Origin of the sequence: Microcystis wesenbergii FACHB-1317 (genome assembly GCF_014696875.1) — a bacterium.
GTDB lineage: Bacteria > Cyanobacteriota > Cyanobacteriia > Cyanobacteriales > Microcystaceae > Microcystis > Microcystis wesenbergii_A.
The window spans coordinates 1-2304 of sequence record NZ_JACJQV010000070.1; the positions used below are offsets into that span (position 1 = coordinate 1).

1 protein-coding gene and 1 pseudogene are annotated in these 2304 nt (G+C 42.4%); both read right to left on the reverse strand.

What is annotated here, in order from left to right; genetic code table 11:
* Positions 1 to 180: 180 nt before the first annotated feature.
* Positions 181 to 702 (reverse strand): annotated as a pseudogene (locus H6F92_RS03525) (Rpn family recombination-promoting nuclease/putative transposase); the annotation flags it as partial.
* A gap of 155 nt (positions 703 to 857) precedes the next feature.
* Positions 858 to 1688 (reverse strand): 4-hydroxy-tetrahydrodipicolinate reductase, encoded by an 831-nt coding sequence (gene dapB / locus H6F92_RS03535; RefSeq protein WP_190356812.1) that lies wholly within the window; start codon positions 1686 to 1688, stop codon positions 858 to 860.
* Between the last annotated feature and the right edge of the window lie 616 nt (positions 1689 to 2304).

A 2304-nucleotide genomic window follows, 5' to 3' on the forward strand; every position in this document is an offset into this window, starting at 1 on the left:
TTTTATAATTGAGATAGTTTGTGCCGCTTAAATAAAGAGGTTTTGATAACCAAATTAAAGCAGCTCTAAAGAGTTTTGAGTTAAAAGTTAAACTTCAAGTTTTCATTCAGGACAAATGTACTGATTAACTAATTTTCCCCAAAAAATTAGTTAACCCATCATTATAACATATAATTAATTTGCAAGAGTTCTATTGCTTTGCACCTGTTTTTGGGAGATAGTTTCTAAAGAACGGGACACCTGACTTAACACCTGTTCGGGGTCATCAGTATTGCTGAGGACGGCAAAGGGTAATAAACCGGGATGATGAAAAAATTGCGGTGTATTTTCTTCCCAAAGACGGATGACTTGGAAGGAATGAAAGGTTTCCCCTAGACGGAAGGTATTTTCTTGTACTAGGGGGGAATCACTGCGTCGCAGATAAATTACCACTTGACGCACTTGTTTTTGGGGATGACGACGATAGACGCGAAGGCGATAATCGAGCATTCGGAAAGGAATTTTGGAGTCGGGGTCGGTTTGAAATTCGGTATGGAGAATTAGTTGCTCTGACTGCAAAAAAATCAGAGAATCGGCACGAATGGGGTCTAATTGTAATTCCGTCGGGTCGAGGACGGTTAAGGAGAGGGGAGAACCCAATAACCAAGTGGCTAGATCATCGGAGAAGTTTTCGGCAATAAATTTACAAATATTATCAAACATCGTGAACGTTTTGTCTTTGTAATTCCTCGATTGCGTCAGGGGATAAATCGGTAAATCGGGCGATTTCTGGGATAGAAAAACCAGCAAAAAGCATTTTTAGGGCAATTTGTCGAGATTTCTCTTCTTTGCCCTTTTCCTCTCCTTAATATCTCGATTTAGAGGATTTTTTCTAAACCGTAAACGAGGGATTGCAGCTGAGTAACTTTGCGGATAGATAGGAGAACCCCCGGCATATAACAGGAGCGATCGCTGGTATCATGACGAAGGGTATAGATTTCCCCGGGGGAACCGAAAATGACTTCCTGGTGGGCAATTAAACCGGGTAAACGCACGCTATGAATACGGATGTTCTCAGCAGTTAAACCGCCTCTAGCGCCGGGGATGGTTTCTTTTTCGGAAACTTGGGCAGGATTAAAGGTTTTACCCAATTCTGCCAGTAATTCGGCGGTTTTAATGGCTGTGCCACTGGGTGCGTCTGCTTTTTGATTGTGATGCAGTTCGATAATTTCCACATGATCAAAGTAGCGGGATGCTTGCACGGCAGCCTGTTGTAGTAAAACCATGCCAATGGAAAAATTGGGGATAACTAAACAGCCAGTGCTGGCTTTTTCGGCAAATTCGGCTAAATCTTGCAGTTGTGCCGCCGATAATCCTGTAGTTCCCACCACCGGACGCACTCCATAGGCGATCGCACTGCGGGTATTGTCATAAACACCGTCGGGATGGGTAAAATCCACCATCACCCCCTGCACTTTTTCCTGAGTTGCCAGGACTAAAACACTCTGTAAATCGTCGAGAATCGGCACTTCTAGGGGTTCACAACCGGCCACTTCCCCCACATCCTGACCTCGAAAAGCTGGATTTCGATCGACTGCACCCACTAAGATCATATCGTCGGCACGAGCAACGGCTTTAATGACTTCCCGTCCCATTTTGCCGGCTGCACCGTTGACAACGACAGGAATCGGGTTTCTATTTTCGGTCATAGTTAATTATTCTCCTTATGTATGGCGATTATAGATTATAAATGGTTAATAACATTAAATTCCTAGCTGCTGATATAGTTCAACTTGATCTTGGCAAACAGTTAAGTTTTTTTGTTCTTCAATATTCTGAATAGCTTGTTGAGTTTTTTCGTTAAAATCACTTAAGTAGGTAGGTGTTAAAAGTTGTCAGACACCCCCCTTATTAAGGGGGGCAGGGGGGATCCCCCCGCCTATCGTAGGGTTGATTCATAGTAGGGTTGATTCATGAATCAACCCTACCGCCCATCGGCACCCCCCTTATCAAGGGGGGCAGGGTAGGGTTGATTCATTTAAATTAAGTACAGCGGATTTTGAGTCAATAAATTTGAATGAAAATTCTCAAGTTTATCTTTTTCTAATCAAAAGAGTTAGTGACAATAACTAATCTTTAATCCTCTGCCAATCTTGATTATGAATAAATTGATAAAGCTTGTTCCCAAGCCACTAAAAGCCTATCTCTCTTCAAATTTTCTGAGAGTACATCCTGTTAATTTAGCTAATTTTTCTGCTTCTTACGTCGATAAAACTATCAGTTTTTCCCAACGTTCAGCTAACCACCTCTGTCCCTCTGTTATTG

Bases quoted from the DNA above. Each gene is read 5' to 3' on its own strand.
- dapB (WP_190356812.1), bottom strand. From the start codon at position 1,688: ATGACCGAAAATAGAAACCCGATTCCTGTCGTTGTCAACGGTGCAGCC.